This window comes from Nocardioides sp. P4_G10 (genome assembly GCF_056401175.1).
Genome location: NZ_JBFUJV010000026.1, coordinates 1 through 19,150, shown reverse-complemented (window position 1 = coordinate 19,150; position 19,150 = coordinate 1). Strand labels below are relative to the sequence as shown.

The 19,150-nt window shown below is 66.9% G+C and carries 11 protein-coding genes and 3 rRNA genes; 7 read left to right on the top strand and 7 right to left on the bottom strand.

Annotated elements, in window-relative coordinates:
- Nucleotides 1–22: 22 nt before the first annotated feature.
- Nucleotides 23–451: a DUF3052 domain-containing protein gene (locus AC1DP1_RS20305; protein ID WP_477508372.1), complete on the bottom strand. Its 429-nt coding sequence runs from the start codon at nt 449–451 to the stop codon at nt 23–25.
- A 258-nt stretch (nt 452–709) separates the two neighbouring features.
- Between AC1DP1_RS20305 and aceE the strand changes: the two genes are divergently transcribed.
- Nucleotides 710–3,457: a pyruvate dehydrogenase (acetyl-transferring), homodimeric type gene (aceE, locus tag AC1DP1_RS20300; RefSeq protein ID WP_477508423.1), complete on the top strand. Its 2,748-nt coding sequence runs from the start codon at nt 710–712 to the stop codon at nt 3,455–3,457.
- 49 nt (nt 3,458–3,506) lie between these two features.
- On the opposite strand, the gene AC1DP1_RS20295 is transcribed toward aceE, so the two are convergent.
- On the bottom strand, nt 3,507–4,493 hold the full coding sequence (locus AC1DP1_RS20295; RefSeq protein WP_477508371.1) for an alpha/beta fold hydrolase: 987 nt from the start codon (nt 4,491–4,493) through the stop codon (nt 3,507–3,509).
- 173 nt (nt 4,494–4,666) lie between these two features.
- Between AC1DP1_RS20295 and AC1DP1_RS20290 the strand changes: the two genes are divergently transcribed.
- From AC1DP1_RS20290 to AC1DP1_RS20265, 6 genes are all read left to right on the top strand, one after another.
- Nucleotides 4,667–5,839 carry a PucR family transcriptional regulator gene (locus AC1DP1_RS20290; protein ID WP_457189335.1) on the top strand — a complete coding sequence of 391 codons (1,173 nt, stop codon included), beginning with the start codon at nt 4,667–4,669 and terminating at the stop codon, nt 5,837–5,839.
- A 79-nt stretch (nt 5,840–5,918) separates the two neighbouring features.
- Nucleotides 5,919–7,103, top strand: a complete 1,185-nt coding sequence (locus AC1DP1_RS20285; RefSeq protein ID WP_457189337.1) for an acyltransferase domain-containing protein — start codon at nt 5,919–5,921, stop codon at nt 7,101–7,103.
- Nucleotides 7,103–8,116, top strand: a complete 1,014-nt coding sequence (locus tag AC1DP1_RS20280) for a beta-ketoacyl-ACP synthase III (protein ID WP_477508370.1) — start codon at nt 7,103–7,105, stop codon at nt 8,114–8,116. The genes AC1DP1_RS20285 and AC1DP1_RS20280 overlap by 1 nt, the downstream gene beginning before the upstream one ends.
- 52 nt (nt 8,117–8,168) lie before the next feature.
- Nucleotides 8,169–8,414, top strand: a complete 246-nt coding sequence (locus AC1DP1_RS20275) for an acyl carrier protein (protein WP_172260204.1) — start codon at nt 8,169–8,171, stop codon at nt 8,412–8,414.
- A gap of 90 nt (nt 8,415–8,504) precedes the next feature.
- On the top strand, nt 8,505–9,755 hold the full coding sequence (gene fabF / locus AC1DP1_RS20270) for a beta-ketoacyl-ACP synthase II (protein ID WP_457189341.1): 1,251 nt from the start codon (nt 8,505–8,507) through the stop codon (nt 9,753–9,755).
- 20 nt (nt 9,756–9,775) lie between these two features.
- Complete coding sequence (locus AC1DP1_RS20265) at nt 9,776–11,206, top strand: acyl-CoA carboxylase subunit beta (protein ID WP_477508369.1); 1,431 nt, start codon at nt 9,776–9,778, stop codon at nt 11,204–11,206.
- Between the two features lie 10 nt (nt 11,207–11,216).
- Here the strand turns inward: AC1DP1_RS20265 and AC1DP1_RS20260 are convergent, their stop codons facing one another.
- The 5 genes from AC1DP1_RS20260 to AC1DP1_RS20240 all read right to left on the bottom strand — a co-directional run bounded on the left by AC1DP1_RS20260 (nt 11,217) and on the right by AC1DP1_RS20240 (nt 18,543).
- Nucleotides 11,217–11,696 carry a DUF3145 domain-containing protein gene (locus AC1DP1_RS20260; protein WP_457189349.1) on the bottom strand — a complete coding sequence of 160 codons (480 nt, stop codon included), beginning with the start codon at nt 11,694–11,696 and terminating at the stop codon, nt 11,217–11,219.
- Nucleotides 11,697–11,895: 199 nt separating this feature from the next.
- A complete protein-coding gene (locus tag AC1DP1_RS20255; protein ID WP_477508368.1) occupies nt 11,896–12,930 on the bottom strand; it encodes a tetratricopeptide repeat protein in 1,035 nt (344 codons plus the stop codon).
- Between the two features lie 93 nt (nt 12,931–13,023).
- Nucleotides 13,024–13,141 (bottom strand): 5S ribosomal RNA (gene rrf, locus AC1DP1_RS20250).
- A gap of 166 nt (nt 13,142–13,307) precedes the next feature.
- Nucleotides 13,308–16,448, bottom strand: a 23S ribosomal RNA gene (locus AC1DP1_RS20245).
- Between the two features lie 579 nt (nt 16,449–17,027).
- Nucleotides 17,028–18,543 (bottom strand): 16S ribosomal RNA (locus AC1DP1_RS20240).
- The 16S, 23S and 5S rRNA genes sit together here, the layout of an rRNA operon.
- Between the last annotated feature and the right edge of the window lie 607 nt (nt 18,544–19,150).

Sequence of the window (19,150 nt, the reverse complement as noted above, 5' to 3'; positions counted from 1 at the left end):
GTGGACGGGAGGTCGCGAACGGTCACGCGGGGGTCTTCGGCGCGACCAGCCGGATGGCCTGCCAGTCCTTGCTGACCGCCGCCGTCGTGGTCTGCGACAGGCCCGCGATCGGCGCCGCCTCGGTGACGTCGGACGCGTCGACCGTGCCGGGCCGGCCGACCTTGGGGGTGAGGAGCCAGATCGACCCACCGCCGACGAGGTCGGTCAGGGCGTCGACGAGGCCGTCGACGAGGTCACCGTCGTCGGCGCGCCACCAGAGCAGGACCGCGTCGACCACGTTGCCGTAGTCGCCGTCGACCATGTCTGCGTCGATGCAGTCCTCGACCGCGACGCGGAGCTCGTCATCGGTGTCGTTGTCCCAGCCGAGTTCCTGGACGACCATGCCGGGCTTGAGCCCGAGGCGGTCCCCCGTTCCTGTCACCGGGGCAGAATCGCCCACCGTCGAGCTCACGCAGTGCCTCCTGTGTTCGGGGTGCCCGACCAGTCGAGGTCAGGCGTGGATGCGCACAGTCCACAGGAACACAGCAGGAGCCGCAACCCCGGTCCACGCCCCGTCCTCGCGCACGCCTGTCAGGGACGGCGGCCGCGGTCGCGCCGCACGGCCCGTGGGACTACCCATGGGTAGATTTCGTGGCGCCGACGGTCGTGACACGATGAGCGGGTGAGTGACGCCGAGAAGTCCGACGAGAAGTCCAGCAAGAACCCGGCCATCGCGTCGGTGATCCACGAGGGTCTTCCCACCCAGCTGCCCGACATCGACCCGGACGAGACGCAGGAGTGGCTCGCGTCGTTCGACGCGATGCTCGACGACCGCGGCCGCGACCGCGCCCGCTACCTGATGCTGCGCCTCCTCGAGCGCGCGCGCGAGAAGCAGGTCGGCGTCCCGGCCCTGCGCTCGACCGACTACCTCAACACGATCCCGCCGGAGCGCGAGCCGTGGTTCCCCGGTGACGAGGAGGTCGAGCGCCGGATCCGCGCGTTCATCCGCTGGAACGCCGCCGTCATGGTCTCGTCGGCCAACCGCAAGGGCCTCGAGGTCGGCGGTCACATCGCCACCTACCAGTCCTCGGCGAGCCTCTACGAGGTCGGCTTCAACCACTTCTTCCGCGGCAAGGACCACGAGGGCGGTGGCGACCAGATCTACATCCAGGGCCACGGCTCGCCGGGTGTCTATGCCCGCGCGTTCCTCGAGGGTCGCCTCAGCGAGGAGCAGCTCTACCGCTTCCGCCAGGAGGTCCAGCACGGCAAGGGCGCCGGCCTGCCGTCGTACCCCCACCCGCGCCTGATGCCCGACTTCTGGGAGTTCCCGACCGTCTCGATGGGCCTGACGGCCATCGGCTCGATCTACCAGGCCCGCTTCAACCGCTACCTCGACAACCGCGGCATCAAGGACACCCAGCAGCAGCGCGTGTGGGCCTTCATGGGCGACGGCGAGATGGCCGAGCCCGAGTCGCTGGGCGCGATCCGCGTCGCCGCGCGCGAGGAGCTCGACAACCTGACCTGGGTCATCAACTGCAACCTGCAGCAGCTCGACGGTCCGGTCACCGGCAACGGCAAGATCATCCAGGAGCTCGAGGCCAACTTCCGCGGTGCCGGCTGGAACGTCATCAAGGTCGTCTGGGGCCGCGAGTGGGACGCCCTGCTGGCGCGCGACGTCGACGGCGTCCTGGTCAACCGGATGAACTCCACGCCCGACGGCGCCTTCCAGACCTACTCGACCGAGGACGGGGCCTACGTCCGCGAGCACTTCTTCGGCGGCGACCCGCGCCTGCGCAAGATGGTCGAGCACATGTCCGACACCCAGATCGAGAAGCTCCCCCGCGGCGGTCACGACTACCGCAAGGTCTTCGCCGCGTTCGACGCCGCGTCCAAGCACACCGGTCAGCCGACGGTGATCCTGGCCCACACCATCAAGGGCTGGACGATCGACGCCCTCGAGGGCAAGAACGCCACCCACCAGATGAAGAAGCTGACCCTCCCGGACCTCAAGAAGTTCCGCGACCGGCTCTACCTGCCGATCAGCGACCGCGACCTCGAGGAGTCCTACGAGAAGACCGGCGGCGCGCCGTTCTTCCACCCGGGCGCCGACGCCCCGGAGATCGAGTACATGCTCGAGCGCCGCCAGGCTCTCGGCGGCTCGATCCCCCGCCGCGTGAACCGCGCCACCGCCCTCAAGCTGCCCGGCGACGAGCTCTACGCCGAGCTCAAGCAGGGCTCGGGCAAGAACAAGTTCGCCACCACGATGGCCGTCGTCCGGCTGCTGCGCGACTGGATGAAGGACCCGGAGATCGGTGACCGCCTGGTCCCGATCGCCCCCGACGAGTACCGCACGTTCGGCATGGACTCGATGTTCCCGAGCGCGAAGGTCTACAACCCGGGCGGCCAGCAGTACGAGTCGGTCGACCGCAAGATGCTGCTGTCCTACAAGGAGTCCGCGCAGGGCCAGATGCTCCACGAGGGCATCTCCGAAGCAGGCGCGATGGCGTCGGCCACGGCCGCCGGGTCGGCGTACTCCACGCACGGCGAGCACATGATCCCGTTCTACATCTTCTACTCGATGTTCGGCTTCCAGCGCACGGGTGACTCGATCTGGGCGATGGCCGACCAGCTGGCCCGCGGCTTCCTCATCGGGGCCACGGCCGGTCGCACCACGCTGACGGGCGAGGGCCTCCAGCACGCGGACGGACACTCGCCGCTGCTGGCCGCGACCAACCCGGCGATCGTCCACTACGACCCGGCGTTCTCCTACGAGATCAGCCACATCATGCAGAACGGCCTCGAGCGGATGTACGGCACCGGCGGGCCTGACGGCACCGGCGAGGACGTCATCTTCTACATCACCGTCTACAACGAGCCGGTCTCCATGCCGGCCGAGCCCTCCGACGTCGACGTCGACGGCATCCTGCGGGGCATCCACAAGGTCGCCACCGCCGAGGGCGAGGGCCCGAAGGTCCAGCTGATGGCGTCCGGCGTGGGCTTCCCGTGGGCCGAGGAGGCCGCCCGCCTGCTCGCCGACGACTGGGGCGTCCAGGCCGACCTGTGGTCGGTCACCTCGTGGAACGAGCTCGCCCGCGACGGTGCCGCCGCCGAGCAGTGGAACCTGCTCAACCCGGGCGAGGAGCGTCGCACGGCCTACGTCAGCGACAAGCTCGCCGGCGCCCAGGGGCCGGTCGTCGCGGTGTCCGACTACATGCGGGCCGTCCCGCTGCAGATCGCCCGCTGGGTCCCGGCCGACTACCGCGTGCTCGGTGCCGACGGGTTCGGCTTCGCCGACACCCGCCCGGCCGCCCGCCGGTTCTTCCACATCGACGCGGTCAGCGTCGTCGTCCAGGCCCTCCAGGCCCTGGCCGACGCCGGCGACTTCCCGGTGGAGAAGGTCGTCGAGGCCGCGCAGCGCTACAAGATCGACGACCCGACTGCGACCAAGGACATCAAGCAGGAGGGCGGAGACGCCTGAGCACCCGCATCACCTGACACGTCGCCGAGCCCGCTTGAGGATGTCTTCCTCAGGCGGGCTTCGCGCGTCGTACGTCGGCCAGCGGCGAGACCGGCGACCCGCCGGCCCGGGCCTCGGCCGGCGGCCGCGACGCCCCCTCCTCCAGGAGGTCGCGCCAGCGCTCGCGGTCGTAGTGGGCGGGCTCGGTGGTGCGGATGAAGTCGCGCACGATCTTCGCGAAGCGCTCGGGGTGGTCGCGGTGCGGGAAGTGGCCGGCGTTGGGGATGATCTCGACGCGGGCGGTCGGCGCGAGGGCGCTGGCGTTGCTCGCGTGGCTGACCGGGATGACGAGGTCGTCGGCGCCCCAGATCACGCACATCGGCATGGCCTCGGTGAGGTACGCCCGGTCGGCCATCGTCACGATCTGGCCCTTCCAGTCCACGACCGCGCGGACCACGTGGCGGATCGCGGCACGCGCGCTCGGGTCCTTGAAGGAGTCGTAGATGGCGGCGACCTCGCCGAGGTCGCGCAGCTGGCTGATCCCGGTGCGGGCGAGAACCCGCATGGTCGTCGTGGCGACGTGGCGAAGGCCCGGCGCGGCGAGCACCCCCATCACCTGCTGGAACCCGGGCGTGGTGATCGCGCGGATCGCGGGGTTGACCTCGGGCCCCAGGCCGCCGGAGCCCACGAGGACGAGCCGCTCGGTCCGCTCGGGGTACTGGTAGCCGAACTGCATCGCCACTCCCCCGCCGAAGCTGTGCCCGACCACCGTCGCGGTGTCGATGCCCAGCACGGTCAGCAGGTCACGCATGCCGTTGGCGTAGCCGCCCACGCTGTAGTCGGCGCGCGGCTTGTCGGACGACCCGTGCCCGAGCAGGTCGGGCGCGATGACGGTGTGCGTCCGGGAGAGCGAGTCGATGACCGGCCCCCAGGTCGTGTGGTCGCAGCCGAGTCCGTGGAGCAGGAGGACGACGGGCCCCGACCCGGCGCGGACGTAGGCGCGTCGGTGCCCGTGCACGGTCACGTGCTCGACCTGCGGGCTGTTGCGACGGGTCACTCGACCATCCACCTCGATCTCAGGGTGCTGACTGTCCGGGATTCAACCAGACGGTGCGGCCCGGTACCCCGCACGCCTCGCTCCGATGCCACATCGTGACGCGCGGGCCCGCGACGCGCCGTCCGCTCTTCGTGGGAATCCCACTACGTGACGCACCCCACTACAGTCGTCCCGTGACCCCGTCCCGTCGTCGCGCAGCCGAGGCCCTGCGCAACTCCACGGGTGCGTTGAGCACCGCCGCCACGGGCCGGATGTCGACGGACCTGCCGTGGTTCGACGACCTGAGCGCTCAGGACCGCTCGTGGGTCGGCCTGATCGTGCAGGCCGGCATCCGCGGGTTCGTGGACTGGTACGACCACGAGGTCGAGGCGTCGGCCCACGATCCGCTCGACGTCGTCGTGTTCGGCGCCGCGCCGCGCGAGCTCACCGGCGTCATCTCGCTCCAGCAGACGGTCGAGCTGGTGCGGCTGAGCATCCGGGTCGTCGAGACGACGATCGACGCGCTCCTCGACCCGGAGGACGCCAGCGAGGTGCACGACGCGGTGCTGCTCTACGCGCGCGAGGTCGCCTTCGCCACTGCCGCCGTCTACGCCCGCGCCGCCGAGTCCCGCGGCGCGTGGGACGCCCGGCTCGAGGCACTGGTCGTCGACTCGGTCGTCCGGGCGGAGGCCGACGAGAGCGTGCTGTCGCGGGCGAGCGCGCTGGGCTGGGGGGCGCACGGCGACGTGGCCGTGGTGCTGGGCGCCACGCCTCTCCACCGGGCCGAGCTCGACGTCTTCGAGTCCGTACGCCGCTCGGCTCGCGCCGGCGGGATGGACGCGCTGTGCGCCACGCAGGGCGACCGGCTCGTCGTCGTGCTGGGCGGCGTGACCGACCCGCTCCCGGCCGCGACCCGGCTGCTGGACCACTTCGGTGACGGGCCCGTCGTGGTCGGACCCGTCACCGCTGACCTGGCCCACGCCAACGCGTCCGCCCGCGCCGCCCTGTCGGCCCACCGGGCGGCCAGTGGCTGGCCCGACGCCCCGCGCCCGGTCGCGAGCCGCGACCTGCTGCCCGAGCGGGCCCTGGCCGGCGACGGCCACGCGCGGCGCCACCTGGTCGACGAGGTCTACCTCCCGCTGGTGGCTGCCCGCGGCACCCTGTTGGAGACGCTGTCGGCGTGGTTCGAGCACGGCTCGTCGATCGAGGCGACGGCTCGCGCGCTCTTCGTGCACCCCAACACGGTGCGCTACCGGCTGCGCCAGATCTCCGACGCCACGGGCTGGTCGCCGACCCGCCCGCGCGAGGCGTTCGCCCTCCAGCTGGCGCTGATCCTAGGGCGTCAGTCGGGTCGAACGGAACTGTAGGAACCCTACAAAGATCTGGGGGTCAGATTCGTCGGCGTCGGACCCGCGCCGACCGGCCACCACCCGGCACAGTGGACGTGTGCTCGTCATCGTCGCCCCCGGTCAAGGGGCCCAGACCCCCGGTTTCCTCACGCCATGGCTGGAGGACCCGACCTTCGCCGCGCGGTTCGACTGGCTGGCCACGGTCGCCGGCATCGACCTCGCCCACTACGGCACCCAGGCAGACGCCGACACGATCCGCGACACCAAGATCGCCCAGCCGCTGCTGGTCGCGACCGGGCTGATCGCGGCGCTCGACCTCTTCCCGCACCCCGCCGACGCGTTCGCGCGCATCGGCGCGGTCGCCGGCCACAGCGTGGGCGAGCTGACCGCCGCGGCGGGCGCCCGGGTGATCACCGCCGAGCAGGCGATGGTGCTGGTGCGCGAGCGCGGCAACGCGATGGCCGACGCGGCCGCCACCACCGCCACCGGGATGACCGCCGTCCTCGGCGGCGACCGCGACGAGGTCCTCGCGGTCATCGAGCGCCACGGCCTCACCGCCGCCAACGACAACGGGCCCGGCCAGGTCGTCGCAGCCGGTACGACGGAGCAGCTCGCGGCCTTCGCCGAGGACCCGCCCGCCAAGGCGCGCCTGATGCCGCTCAGCGTCGCCGGCGCGTTCCACACCGTCCACATGGCACCCGCGGTCGACCGCCTCGCCTCGCTGGCCCGGTCGGTCTCCACCCACGACCCGCGCACGCCGGTGATCTCCAACCGCGACGGCCAGGTCGTCCACGACGGCCGCGACGTGCTGCGCCGCATGGTCGGGCAGATCTCCAACCCGGTCCGTTGGGACCTCTGCCTCGAGACCATGAGCGACCTCGGCGTCACCGGCATCCTGGAGATGCCGCCCGCCGGCACGCTCACCGGCATCGCGAAGCGCGCGCTGAAGGGCGTCGAGACCTTTGCGCTCAAGACGCCCGACCAGCTCGACGACGCACGCGCGTTCTGCGACAAGCACGGCGAGGCGTCGATGATCGAGACCACGCCGACGTGGCGGATGGTCGTCTCGCCCGCCAAGGGCACGTTCCACCTGTCCTCCGAGGCCGTCGAGCGCGACGTGCTGGAGCCCGGTGCCGTGATCGGCGCGGTGGCCAGCCTGCGCGACCGCATCGACATCACGGCGCCGCACGGCGGCTCCGTCGTCGAGTGGCTCGTCGAGGACGGCGACCTCGTCTCCCCCGGCCAGCCCCTCCTGCGGCTCCACCCGGAGGGGACCCACTGATGGCCGCCATCGCCGGCGGCACGGGCGCCCCTCACGCACGCATCATGGGCGTCGGGGCCTACCGCCCGACCCGCCTCGTCCCCAACTCCGAGGTCGTCGACGCCATCGACTCCAGCGACGAGTGGATCCAGCAGCGCTCCGGGATCAAGACGCGCCGCTGGGCCGGTCCGGAGGAGTCCGTGCAGATGATGTCCGTCGAGGCCTCGCGGATCGCGATCGAGCGGTCCGGGCTCGACGTCGGCCAGATCGACTGCGTGGTCGTGGCCACCGTGAGCCACCTGCTCCAGACGCCCGCCGTCGCCACGGCTGTCGCGCACGAGCTCGGCACCGACGGCGCGGCCGCCTTCGACATCTCCGCGGCCTGCTCCGGGTTCTGCCACGGCATCGCCCTGGCCTCCGACATCGTCCGCGCCGGCAGCTCCCGCTACGTCCTCGTGATCGGGGTGGAGCGGCTCACCGACATCCTCGACCTCACCGACCGTGGCACGGCCTTCATCTTCGCCGACGGGGCCGGAGCGGCCGTCGTCGGACCGAGCGACACCCCGGGCATCGGACCGGTCGTGTGGGGCTCCGACGGCGAGCAGTTCGACCTCATCCGCCAGCGCGAGGACTGGCGCGACGTCGTCGGCACCGACACCCAGCCGGGCTCCGGCGTGATGCCGCACCTCACCATGCAGGGCAACCCGGTCTTCCGCTGGGCGTCCTTCGCGATGGCCAAGATCGGCCAGCAGGCGCTCGACACGGCCGGGGTCTCGCTCGACGAGCTCGACGTCTTCGTGCCCCACCAGGCCAACATGCGCATCATCGACGCGATGGCGCGATCGATGAAGCTGCCCGCCTCGGTGAAGATCGCCCGCGACGTCGCCGACCAGGGCAACTCCTCCGCCGCGTCGGTGCCGCTCGCGCTCGACCGGATGATGGCCGAGGGCGACGCGAAGTCCGGTGACACCGCCCTGCTCATCGCGTTCGGCGCCGGGCTATCCTACGCCGCCCAGGTCGTCACCGTCCCCTGACCCGCACCACCCACAGACCAGCCCAAGCAGCACCAGAAGAAGGGAAGGCCCCATGGCCAGCACCGAAGAAATCCGCGCCGACCTCGCCGAGATCGTCAACGAGGTGGCCGGCGTCGACGCCGACGACGTCCAGCTGGACAAGTCCTTCGTGGACGACCTCGACGTCGACTCGCTCTCCATGGTCGAGGTCGTCGTGGCCGCCGAGGAGAAGTTCGGCGTGACCATCCCCGACGACGAGGTCAAGAACCTCAAGACCGTGGGCGACGCCGTCGCCTACATCGAGCGCGCCCAGGGCTGACGCTCTCCCCCGCGTCACGGGTGGCCGGCGTCCAGCCCCGGCCCCCGTGACCCAGGAACCTCATCCCCAGCGAGAACGGAACCACATCAGATGCCCTCGACCCGCGTAGTCGTCACCGGCCTCGGCACCACCTCCCCCGTCGGCGGGGACGTCGCCTCCACGTGGCAGGCGATGCTGTCCGGCACCTCCGGCGTCCGGCGCCTCACCGACGAGTGGGTCGACCAGCTCCCGGTGAAGATCGGTGGCCGCGTGGCGGTCGAGCCGTCCGAGGTCCTCGAGCGGGTCAAGGCGCGCCGTCTCGACCGGTCGAGCCAGTTCGCCATGGTCGCCGCCGAGCAGGCGTGGGCCGACGCGGGCCTGGAGGACTCCGGTCTCGAGCCCGAGCGGCTCGGCGTGGCACTCGCCTCCGGCATCGGCGGCGTCACCACGCTCCTCGACAACTACGACATCCTCCTCGAGAAGGGTGCGCGCCGGGTCTCCCCGCTCGCCGTCCCCATGCTCATGCCCAACGCCCCGGCGGCCAACGTCAGCCTCAAGTACGGCGCCCGCGCGGCGGTCCACGCCCCCACCTCTGCCTGCGCGTCGGGCAACGAGGCCATCGCCATGGCGATCGACCTGATCCGCCTCGGCCGCGCCGACGTGGTCATGGCCGGCGGCACCGAGGCCGCGATCCACCCGCTCCCGATGGCAGCGTTCGCCAACATGATGGCGCTGTCCAAGACCGGCAGCGAGGAGGGTGGCGACCCGACCACCGTCTCCCGCCCCTGGGACACCGACCGCGACGGCTTCGTCCTCGGCGAGGGCGGCGCCGTGCTCATCCTCGAGTCCGAGGAGCACGCCCGCGCCCGCGGCGCGAAGATCTACGCCGAGGTGCGTGGCGCCGGCATCAGCAACGACGCCCACGACATCGCGCAGCCAGACCCCGCGGGTCGCGGCGGCACCCGCGCGATCAAGATGGCGCTGCGCGAGGGCGACGTCGACCCCGCCACCGTCGTCCACGTCAATGCCCACGCGACCTCGACGCCCAAGGGCGACATCGCCGAGGGCCTGATGCTCCACGCCGTCCTCGGCGAGCACGTCGACCGCTGCGTGGTCACGAGCACCAAGTCGATGACCGGCCACCTGCTCGGTGGCGCCGGCGCCCTCGAGGCCGTGGCCACCGTCATGGCGCTCCACGACCGCGTCAGCCCGCCGACGATCAACCTCGACAACAAGGACCCCGAGGTCGACCTCGACATCCCGACGTCGAAGCGCGACCTGCCCGAGGGCGACATCGTCGCGCTCAACAACTCCTTCGGCTTCGGCGGCGCCAACGTCGCGGTCGCCTTCGGCAGCGTCTGAGAACCGGAAGAGAACTCCCCATGACGACGACGGCCACGAAGCCCGCCAAGCTGCCCCGCGACCAGGACCCGCGCAACCCGGTCCACCGGCTCACGGCGCTGCTCGACGAGGGCACCCTCGAGCTGATCACCGCCGACGACGACTCAGGGATGCTCGCCGCCGTCGGACGGGTCGACGGCACGTCCGTCGTCGCCTTCTGCAGCGACGCCACGGTGATGGGCGGCGCCATGGGCGACGTCGGCTGCCGCGTCGTGGTGGACGCCTACCACCGCGCCCTCACCGACGGGGTGCCGATCATCGGCCTCTGGCACTCCGGTGGCGCCCGGCTCGCGGAGGGCGTGCTGTCCCTCCACGCCGTGGGCCGCATCTTCCAGGTGATGACCCAGGCCTCCGGGGTCATCCCCCAGATCTCCGTCGTGCTCGGCCCCGCCGCCGGCGGCGCCGCCTACGGCCCGGCGCTCACCGACGTGGTGATCCTCGGCCCCGAAGGACGCATCTTCGTCACCGGCCCCGACGTCGTCCGCTCCGTCACGGGCGAGGACGTCGACATGCTCCGCCTCGGCGGCCCCGAGCCGCACGGCCGCCGGTCGGGCGTCGTGCACATCCTCACCGAGTCCGAGCGCGAGGCGCTCGACCGGGCCCGCACGGTGGCCTCCCTCCTCGGCGCGCAGGGCAGCCTCGCGGCCGAGTCCGTCGAGGACCGCGACCTCGGCGCCCTCCTGCCGGAGTCCAAGAAGCGCGCCTACGACGTGCACCCGCTCGTCGACGGCCTGCTCGACGAGGGCACCATGCAGGAGCTGCACGCCCGCTGGGCCCCCAACATCGTCACCGCACTCGGCCGCTTCGGCGGCCGCACCGTCGGCGTCGTGGCCAACAACCCGCTGCGCCTCGGCGGCTGCCTCGACTCGCTCTCAGCCGAGAAGGCGTCCCGCTTCGTGCGCATGTGCGACGCCTTCGGGGTGCCGCTGATCGTGCTCGTCGACGTGCCCGGCTACCTCCCCGGCGTCGGCCAGGAGTGGGACGGTGTCGTACGTCGTGGCGCCAAGCTGCTCCACGCCTTCGGTGAGTGCGTCGTCCCGCGCGTCACGCTCGTGACCCGCAAGACCTACGGCGGCGCCTACATCGCGATGAACGCCCGCTCCCTGGGTGCCACCCGCGTCTTCGCGTGGCCGGGCGCCGAGGTGGCCGTCATGGGTGCCGTCGCGGCCATCCGGATCCTGCACCGACGCAAGCTGGCGGAGGTCTCCCCCGAGATCCGCCCGCAGGTCGAGACCGAGCTCGCCGCCGAGCACGAGCGGATCGCCGGCGGCGTCGACAAGGCCGTGGAGATCGGGGTCGTCGACGAGGTCGTCGAGCCCACCCACACGCGCAGCGCGATCGCGCTCGCCATGCGGCACGAGATCGACACGGCCGGCGTACGCCGCGGCCGTCACGGCAACATCCCCCTCTGAGGGGGCGTCGTCAGACCACCTGGTGCAGCCAGCGCACCGGAGCACCCTCTCCGGCGTGCCGGAAGGTCTCGAGCTCGTCGTCCCACGGCTTGCCGAGCAGGTTGTCGATCTCGAGCAGCAGCGTGGTGTCACCGAGGGCGGCCTTCACCACCGCGGCCTTCAGCCGGTCCTCGGGGATCAGGATGTCGCCGTGCGGCCCGGTGATGGCGTGGAAGATCCCGAGGTCGGGCGTGCACGAGAAGCGCGTGCCCTCGGTGGAGCTCGTCGGCTCCTCGGTGATCTCGAAGCGCAGGTGGTTCCAGCCACGCAGGGCAGAGGCCACCGCCGCTGCGGTGCCACCTGAGCCGGTCCAGGACAGCTCGGCACGGTAGGACCCCGGCTGGGCAGGCTGCGGCGTCCAGTCGAGCGAGACGGCGACTCCGAGGATCCCGCCCACGGCCCACTCGATGTGCGGGCAGAGTGCAGAGGGAGCAGAGTGCACGTAAAGAATGCCCCTCGTGGCCGGACCGTCCGGACGGGAAGCAATGCGTGTGGTCACTGTGACCTCCTTGAGTTCCGACGCTCCAGATGCGCCTTCCCCAGCGTTCTGTCGTCAGTGCTCAAAGAGTTGAGTGACACGTATGTGATTAGTGGCCCCATTGTGACCCATGTGGCGCCCGAGCGCCAGCAGTCACGCCGATGAGGAGGGGTCAGGACTGACGGCGCTCGAGGATCTCTGCGCGCTCGGCGGAGTCGGTGAGCTCGTCGGAGTCGATCGCGTGCGTGCGGTGGAACCACGCCAGCGCGTCCGACTCACGGCCGGCCGCCTCGAGCGTGTCGGCATAGGCGTAGCGCAGCCGCACCACCCAGGCAGCACGGCTCTTCGACGTCAGCGGCGCGAGCTCGAGGGTGCGCAGGGCAGCGTCGAGCTGGCCCATGTCGCGCCGGGCGCCCGCCTCCACCAGCGTCATCTCGGCCTTCGCCTCGGTGCTGAAGTTGGCGACGGACGGGGTCTTGGCCAGCTTGATCGCCTGCTCGGGATTGCCGAGAGCTCGGTGGCAGTCGGCCATGATCGGCAGGTAGTCCGTCGCACCGTTCATCCGCTTCGCGGCACGCAGCTCGGCCAGCGCCTCGGCGTAGTGGCCGGCGGCGTAGGCCGTCTCCCCCACCGCCTCGCGGACGACCGCGATGCGGGAGGCGCGGGCACGGGCAGCCAGGGCGTGACGGTAGGCGAGCTCGGGGTCATCGTCGATGAAGGCTCCGGCGGCAGCCAGGTGCCTGGCGACGCGGGCTGCGAGCTTCTCGGGCAGGCCCTTCAGCTGGGCACGGACCCCCCGGTCGAGCTCGATGCCGGTGATGTGCTCGGGCAGGTCCGGTCCGTCGTACGCCGCCTGGTCAGCCGTGCGGGCTTCCTTCTCCTGGGCACGATCCCGGGGCCCGCGCTGCTGGGCGCCGGCAGGACGCTTGCCGCCCGTCGGCTTGCCGCCTGACGGGCCACGGCCGCCGGACTTGCCACGGGTGTCCCCGGATCGGCTCGCGCCGCGGGAGTCACCACGGGAGTCGCCACGGGAGTCGCTGCGGGATCCGCCTCGGGAGTCACCGCGCGAGTCGCTCTGCGACCCGCCGCGGGACGACGAGCTGCCGCGGCCACCGCCGGACGAGCCACCTCGTCCGCCGCCGGACCCACCTCGTGACGGTCCCTGTCCTCGACGGTCCTCGGCCACAGCCGCACTTCCCTTCTCCACGCCTCGACACCCCGTACGGGGGCAACGCTACTCATACCGCGCCAGAAATGGCGCAGGGGCCACCAGATCACTGGTGGCCCCTGCCAAATGTTTGTCCGGCGGCKTCCTACTCTCCCACAACCTCTCGGTTGCAGTACCATCGGCGCTGAAAGGCTTAACTTCCGGGTTCGGTATGGGACCGGGTGTTTCCCGTTTCGCTATGGCCGCCGTAACTCTTTCAACCTCATCAAACCCCCGGGGCATGTCGCCCTGGGCTGGGTTTGTTGGTTGGGAACTGCTTAGTGGACGCGAACAAGAGTGTGTGTCTGTGTGTTCGTTGGTTTGCGCGGTCGTACGTGCACGGACACGCGGTGTGCGTGTGTGGTTTTGTACGTGGTTGGGACAAGCCCTCGGCCTATTAGTACCGGTCGGCTAGGCATTACTGCTGTACACCTCCGGCCTATCAACCCCATGTTCTGTGGGGGGCCTTACCCCATTATTGGGTGGGAAACCTCATCTTGAAACGTGCTTCCCGCTTAGATGCATTCAGCGGTTATCACTTCCGAACGTAGCCAACCAGCCGTGCTCTTGGCAGAACAACTGGCACACCAGAGGTTCGTCCATCCCGGTCCTCTCGTACTAGGGACAGCCTTTCTCAAGTTTCCTGCGCGCGCGGCGGATAGGGACCGAACTGTCTCACGACGTTCTAAACCCAGCTCGCGTGCCGCTTTAATGGGCGAACAGCCCAACCCTTGGGACCTACTCCAGCCCCAGGATGCGACGAGCCGACATCGAGGTGCCAAACCATCCCGTCGATATGGACTCTTGGGGAAGATCAGCCTGTTATCCCCGGGGTACCTTTTATCCGTTGAGTGACCACGCTTCCACATGCCGTGGCCAGATCACTAGTTCCGACTTTCGTCCCTGCTCGACATGTCTGTCTCACAGTCAAGCTCCCTTGTGCACTTACACTCGCCACCTGATTGCCAACCAGGCTGAGGGAACCTTTGAGCGCCTCCGTTACATTTTAGGAGGCAACCGCCCCAGTTAAACTACCCATCAGGCACTGTCCCTGATCCGGATGACGGACCTAGGTTAGACATCTAGTACGACCAGAGTGGTATTTCAACGTTGACTCCACCCCCACTGGCGTGAGGGTTTCACAGTCTCCCACCTATCCTACACAAGCCGTACCAAACACCAATACCAAACTATAGTAAAGGTCCCGGGGTCTTTCCGTCCTGCCGCGCGTAACGAGCATCTTTACTCGTAGTGCAATTTCGCCGAGTCCATGGTTGAGACAGTGGGAAAGTCGTTACTCCATTCGTGCAGGTCGGAACTTACCCGACAAGGAATTTCGCTACCTTAGGATGGTTATAGTTACCACCGCCGTTTACTGGGGCTTAAATTCTCAGCTTCGACCCCAAAGGGTCTAACCGGTCCTCTTAACCTTCCAGCACCGGGCAGGAGTCAGTCCGTATACATCGTCTTACAACTTCGCACGGACCTGTGTTTTTAGTAAACAGTCGCTTTCCCCTGGTCTCTGCGGCCCTTTACGCTTCCCCCAGCAAGTGGGTTCACGATCCGGGCCCCCCTTCTCCCGAAGTTACGGGGGCATTTTGCCGAGTTCCTTAACCATGGTTGTCTCGATCGCCTTAGTATTCTCTACTTGATCACCTGAGTCGGTTTGGGGTACGGGCGGCTCGTTGCTCGCTAGAGGTTTTTCTCGACAGCATAGGATCACCCACTTCGCCATAAAGGCTCCGCATCACGTCTCAGACTCCACACTGAAGTGGATGGTGCGGATTTGCCTACACCACGTCCTACACGCTTGCCCACAGACAACCATCGCTGTGGCTGGGCTACCTTCCTGTGTCACCCCATCGCTTGACTACTACCAGCTCGGGTCCCACGCTCCGCTCACCAGCCTCGCCCCGAAGGGTCCGGTCCGATGAGTTTCGGGTGGTTAGCATCACCAGGTTCGTCATGGGCGCAACTTCGCCGGTACGGGAATATCAACCCGTTGTCCATCGACTACGCCTGTCGGCCTCGCCTTAGGTCCCGACTTACCCAGGGCAGATTAGCTTGACCCTGGAACCCTTGATCATTCGGCGCACGGGTTTCTCACCCGTGATTCGCTACTCATGCCTGCATTCTCACTCGTGTGGGCTCCACGCCTGGATCACTCCGGCGCTTCACTGCCCACACGACGCTCCCCTACCCATCCAGCGCACTGAACACCGATCAAGTCGATGCTGATGTATTCGCTGAATGCCATAGCTTCGGCGGATGACTTGAGCCCCGCTACATTGTCGGCGCGGAATCACTTGACCAGTGAGCTATTACGCACTCTTTCAAGGGTGGCTGCTTCCAAGCCAACCTCCTGGTTGTCAATGCGACTCCACATCCTTTTCCACTTAGTCACCGCTTAGGGGCCTTAGCTGATGGTCTGGGCTGTTTCCCTCTCGACTACGGAGCTTATCCCCCGCAGTCTCACTGCTGCGCTCTCACTTACCGGCATTCGGAGTTTGGCTAACGTCAGTAACCTTGTAGGGCCCATCGGCTATCCAGTGCTCTACCTCCGGCAAGAAACACGCAACGCTGCACCTAAATGCATTTCGGGGAGAACCAGCTATCACGAAGTTTGATTGGCCTTTCACCCCTATCCACAGGTCATCCCCTCAGTTTTCAACCTAAGTGGGTTCGGTCCTCCACGTCGTCTTACCGACGCTTCAACCTGCCCATGGATAGATCACTTCGCTTCGGGTCTTGAGCGCGCTACTGAAACGCCCTATTCGGACTCGCTTTCGCTACGGCTTCCCCACACGGGTTAACCTCGCAACACACCGCAAACTCGCAGGCTCATTCTTCAAAAGGCACGCCGTCACCCACACACCCCACAAGGGAATGCACAAGCTCCGACGGATTGTAGGCACACGGTTTCAGGTACTATTTCACTCCCCGCCAGGGGTACTTTTCACCTTTCCCTCACGGTACTTGTCCGCTATCGGTCATCAAGGAGTATTTAGGCTTAACGGGTGGTCCCGCCAGATTCACACGGAATTTCAGGGGTTCCGTGTTACTTGGGAACACGCTCCAGAGCCAGCGCTTTACGTCTACGGGCCTATCACCCTCTACGGTACGGCTTTCCAACCGACTTCGACTTCCACACTGGTTTCTTACTCTGTGCTGAGCCGGCAGACTCAACTGAACGGTCCCACAACCCCCCGAATGCAACCCCTGCCGGGTATCACACACTCGAGGTTTGGCCTCATCCGATTTCGCTCGCCACTACTCTCGGAATCACTGTTGTTTTCTCTTCCTGTCGGTACTGAGATGTTTCACTTCCCGACGTTCCCTCCACACACCCTATGTGTTCAGGTGCAGGTAACACGACATGACTCGTGCTGGGTTTCCCCATTCGGACACCCCCGGATCACAGCTTGGTTGCCAACTCCCCAGGGCTTATCGCAGGCTCCAACGTCCTTCATCGGCTCTTGATGCCAAGGCATCCACCATGTGCCCTTCATAGCTTGTCTCAACAACGTCAAAACAACACACGCCCGTAAGCACATGCCATTCCCACGCAGACCGTTCACAAGGAACGAGACAAACCAAAGAACACCCGACCCACCCCACAATCAAGGAATGAGCCGGACAGACTCTTCACACACCGCAACCCGTAAGRAAACAGGTTCACGGCGCGAAGATAATTACACACTCACCACACACCACCCACCAGGCATGACGCCCGATCGATTGCGTGCAGTGAAGATGCTCGCGTCCACTATGCAGATCTCAAACAACAACCCCACCAACCCCCACACCCCCACACGTGGAGACACAGACGAAGAGAGGAACAGAAGCCCAACCACACACCCGACCCGTTCCCGGGCGGGCCGTGACGGCTGATCCTTCAGGACCCAACAGTGTGCTTGACCCCACCCCCACCAACGTGGGGCATGAGTGAACCAGCAACCCACCCACCCCCCACGGAAAACCCGTGACGAGCTGGCAGCGCTGATGTCGACGATTCCACTAGTGAGACACCACCATCGCACCTGGGCGCTTCGCGATCCTGAATGGACCGGCCAGATGTCGGGGTGTGTGCTCCTTAGAAAGGAGGTGATCCAGCCGCACCTTCCGGTACGGCTACCTTGTTACGACTTCGTCCCAATCGCCAGCCCCACCTTCGACGGCTCCCTCCACAAGGGTTGGGCCACCGGCTTCGGGTGTTGCCGACTTTCGTGACGTGACGGGCGGTGTGTACAAGGCCCGGGAACGTATTCACCGCAGCGTTGCTGATCTGCGATTACTAGCGACTCCGACTTCATGGGGTCGAGTTGCAGACCCCAATCCGAACTGAGACCGGCTTTTTGGGATTCGCTCCCCCTTACGGGATCGCAGCCCTTTGTACCGGCCATTGTAGCATGCGTGAAGCCCTGGACATAAGGGGCATGATGACTTGACGTCATCCCCACCTTCCTCCGAGTTGACCCCGGCAGTCTCCTATGAGTCCCCACCATTACGTGCTGGCAACATAGAACGAGGGTTGCGCTCGTTGCGGGACTTAACCCAACATCTCACGACACGAGCTGACGACAGCCATGCACCACCTGTACACCCCCAAAAGAAGCCCCATCTCTGGAGCGGCAGGGTGTATGTCAAACCCAGGTAAGGTTCTTCGCGTTGCATCGAATTAATCCGCATGCTCCGCCGCTTGTGCGGGCCCCCGTCAATTCCTTTGAGTTTTAGCCTTGCGGCCGTACTCCCCAGGCGGGGCGCTTAATGCGTTAGCTGCGGCACGGAATCCGTGGAATGGACCCCACACCTAGCGCCCAACGTTTACGGTGTGGACTACCAGGGTATCTAATCCTGTTCGCTCCCCACACTTTCGCTCCTCAGCGTCAGGTCATTCCCAGAGAACCGCCTTCGCCACCGGTGTTCCTCCTGATATCTGCGCATTTCACCGCTACACCAGGAATTCCGTTCTCCCCTGAATACCTCTAGTCTGCCCGTATCGAAAGCAAGCCAGGTGTTAAGCACCTGGTTTTCACTCCCGACGCGACAAACCGCCTACGAGCCCTTTACGCCCAATAATTCCGGACAACGCTCGCACCCTACGTATTACCGCGGCTGCTGGCACGTAGTTGGCCGGTGCTTCTTCTGCAGGTACCGTCACTTGCGCTTCGTCCCTGCTGAAAGAGGTTTACAACCCGAAGGCCGTCATCCCTCACGCGGCGTTGCTGGATCAGGCTTCCGCCCATTGTCCAATATTCCCCACTGCTGCCTCCCGTAGGAGTCTGGGCCGTGTCTCAGTCCCAGTGTGGCCGGTCACCCTCTCAGGCCGGCTACCCGTCGAAGCCATGGTGAGCCATTACCTCACCATCAAGCTGATAGGCCGCGAGCACATCCCTGGCCGAAAAACTTTCCACAACCATCTCATGCAAGAAGTTGTCGTATCCGGTATTAATCACCGTTTCCGGTGGCTATCCCAAAGCCAGGGGCAGATTACTCACGTGTTACTCACCCGTTCGCCGCTCGAGTACCACCGAAGTGGCCTTTCCGCTCGACTTGCATGTGTTAAGCACGCCGCCAGCGTTCGTCCTGAGCCAGGATCAAACTCTCCATCGAAAACATACCCACCAACCCACCACCAAAGCAGCAGACCAGCAGGACTATCAATAAGAGCCACATCCATGACTGAACAAAACTAGCAATTTGAGACCCCCTCCAAAGAAGAGGACCTCGCCAGAATCATTGTCAAAGAAACCGCGACACCAACACCCACCAAACCCAAGAAAGAGTCCGGCAAGCAAAGTTGACGTCAACGGGGCATAACAAACTAATTCGTCGACTAATCAAACACACTGTTGAGTTCTCAAGAATCAGACGCACCCACATCGCGATCCGGTGAGGATCTCGGTTGCGTGGGGCAACTGGTGAAACTTAGCGAGCGACTTTCTGCCGTGGCAAATCCTCGGCTGTTTCGCTCTGACCCGGTGGTGTCACCGTGACCGGTGACCGCTTCGAGTTGTCCTGCCCGGGGCCGGGAGCCCGACCTGACCGGTCTTGCTCCCCGCCGCTCCCTGGCGACAGAGAGAACATTATGCAGTTCGCCCGGATCGTGCAAATCGAAACGCTGTGACCGCGACCACACTCGCGTTTGCGCAGGTCAGAGGCCTGTTGTGACCCCTGGGACGGTGGGGAGTGGGTGTCGGGCGGGCCGCAGGGGCCCGCC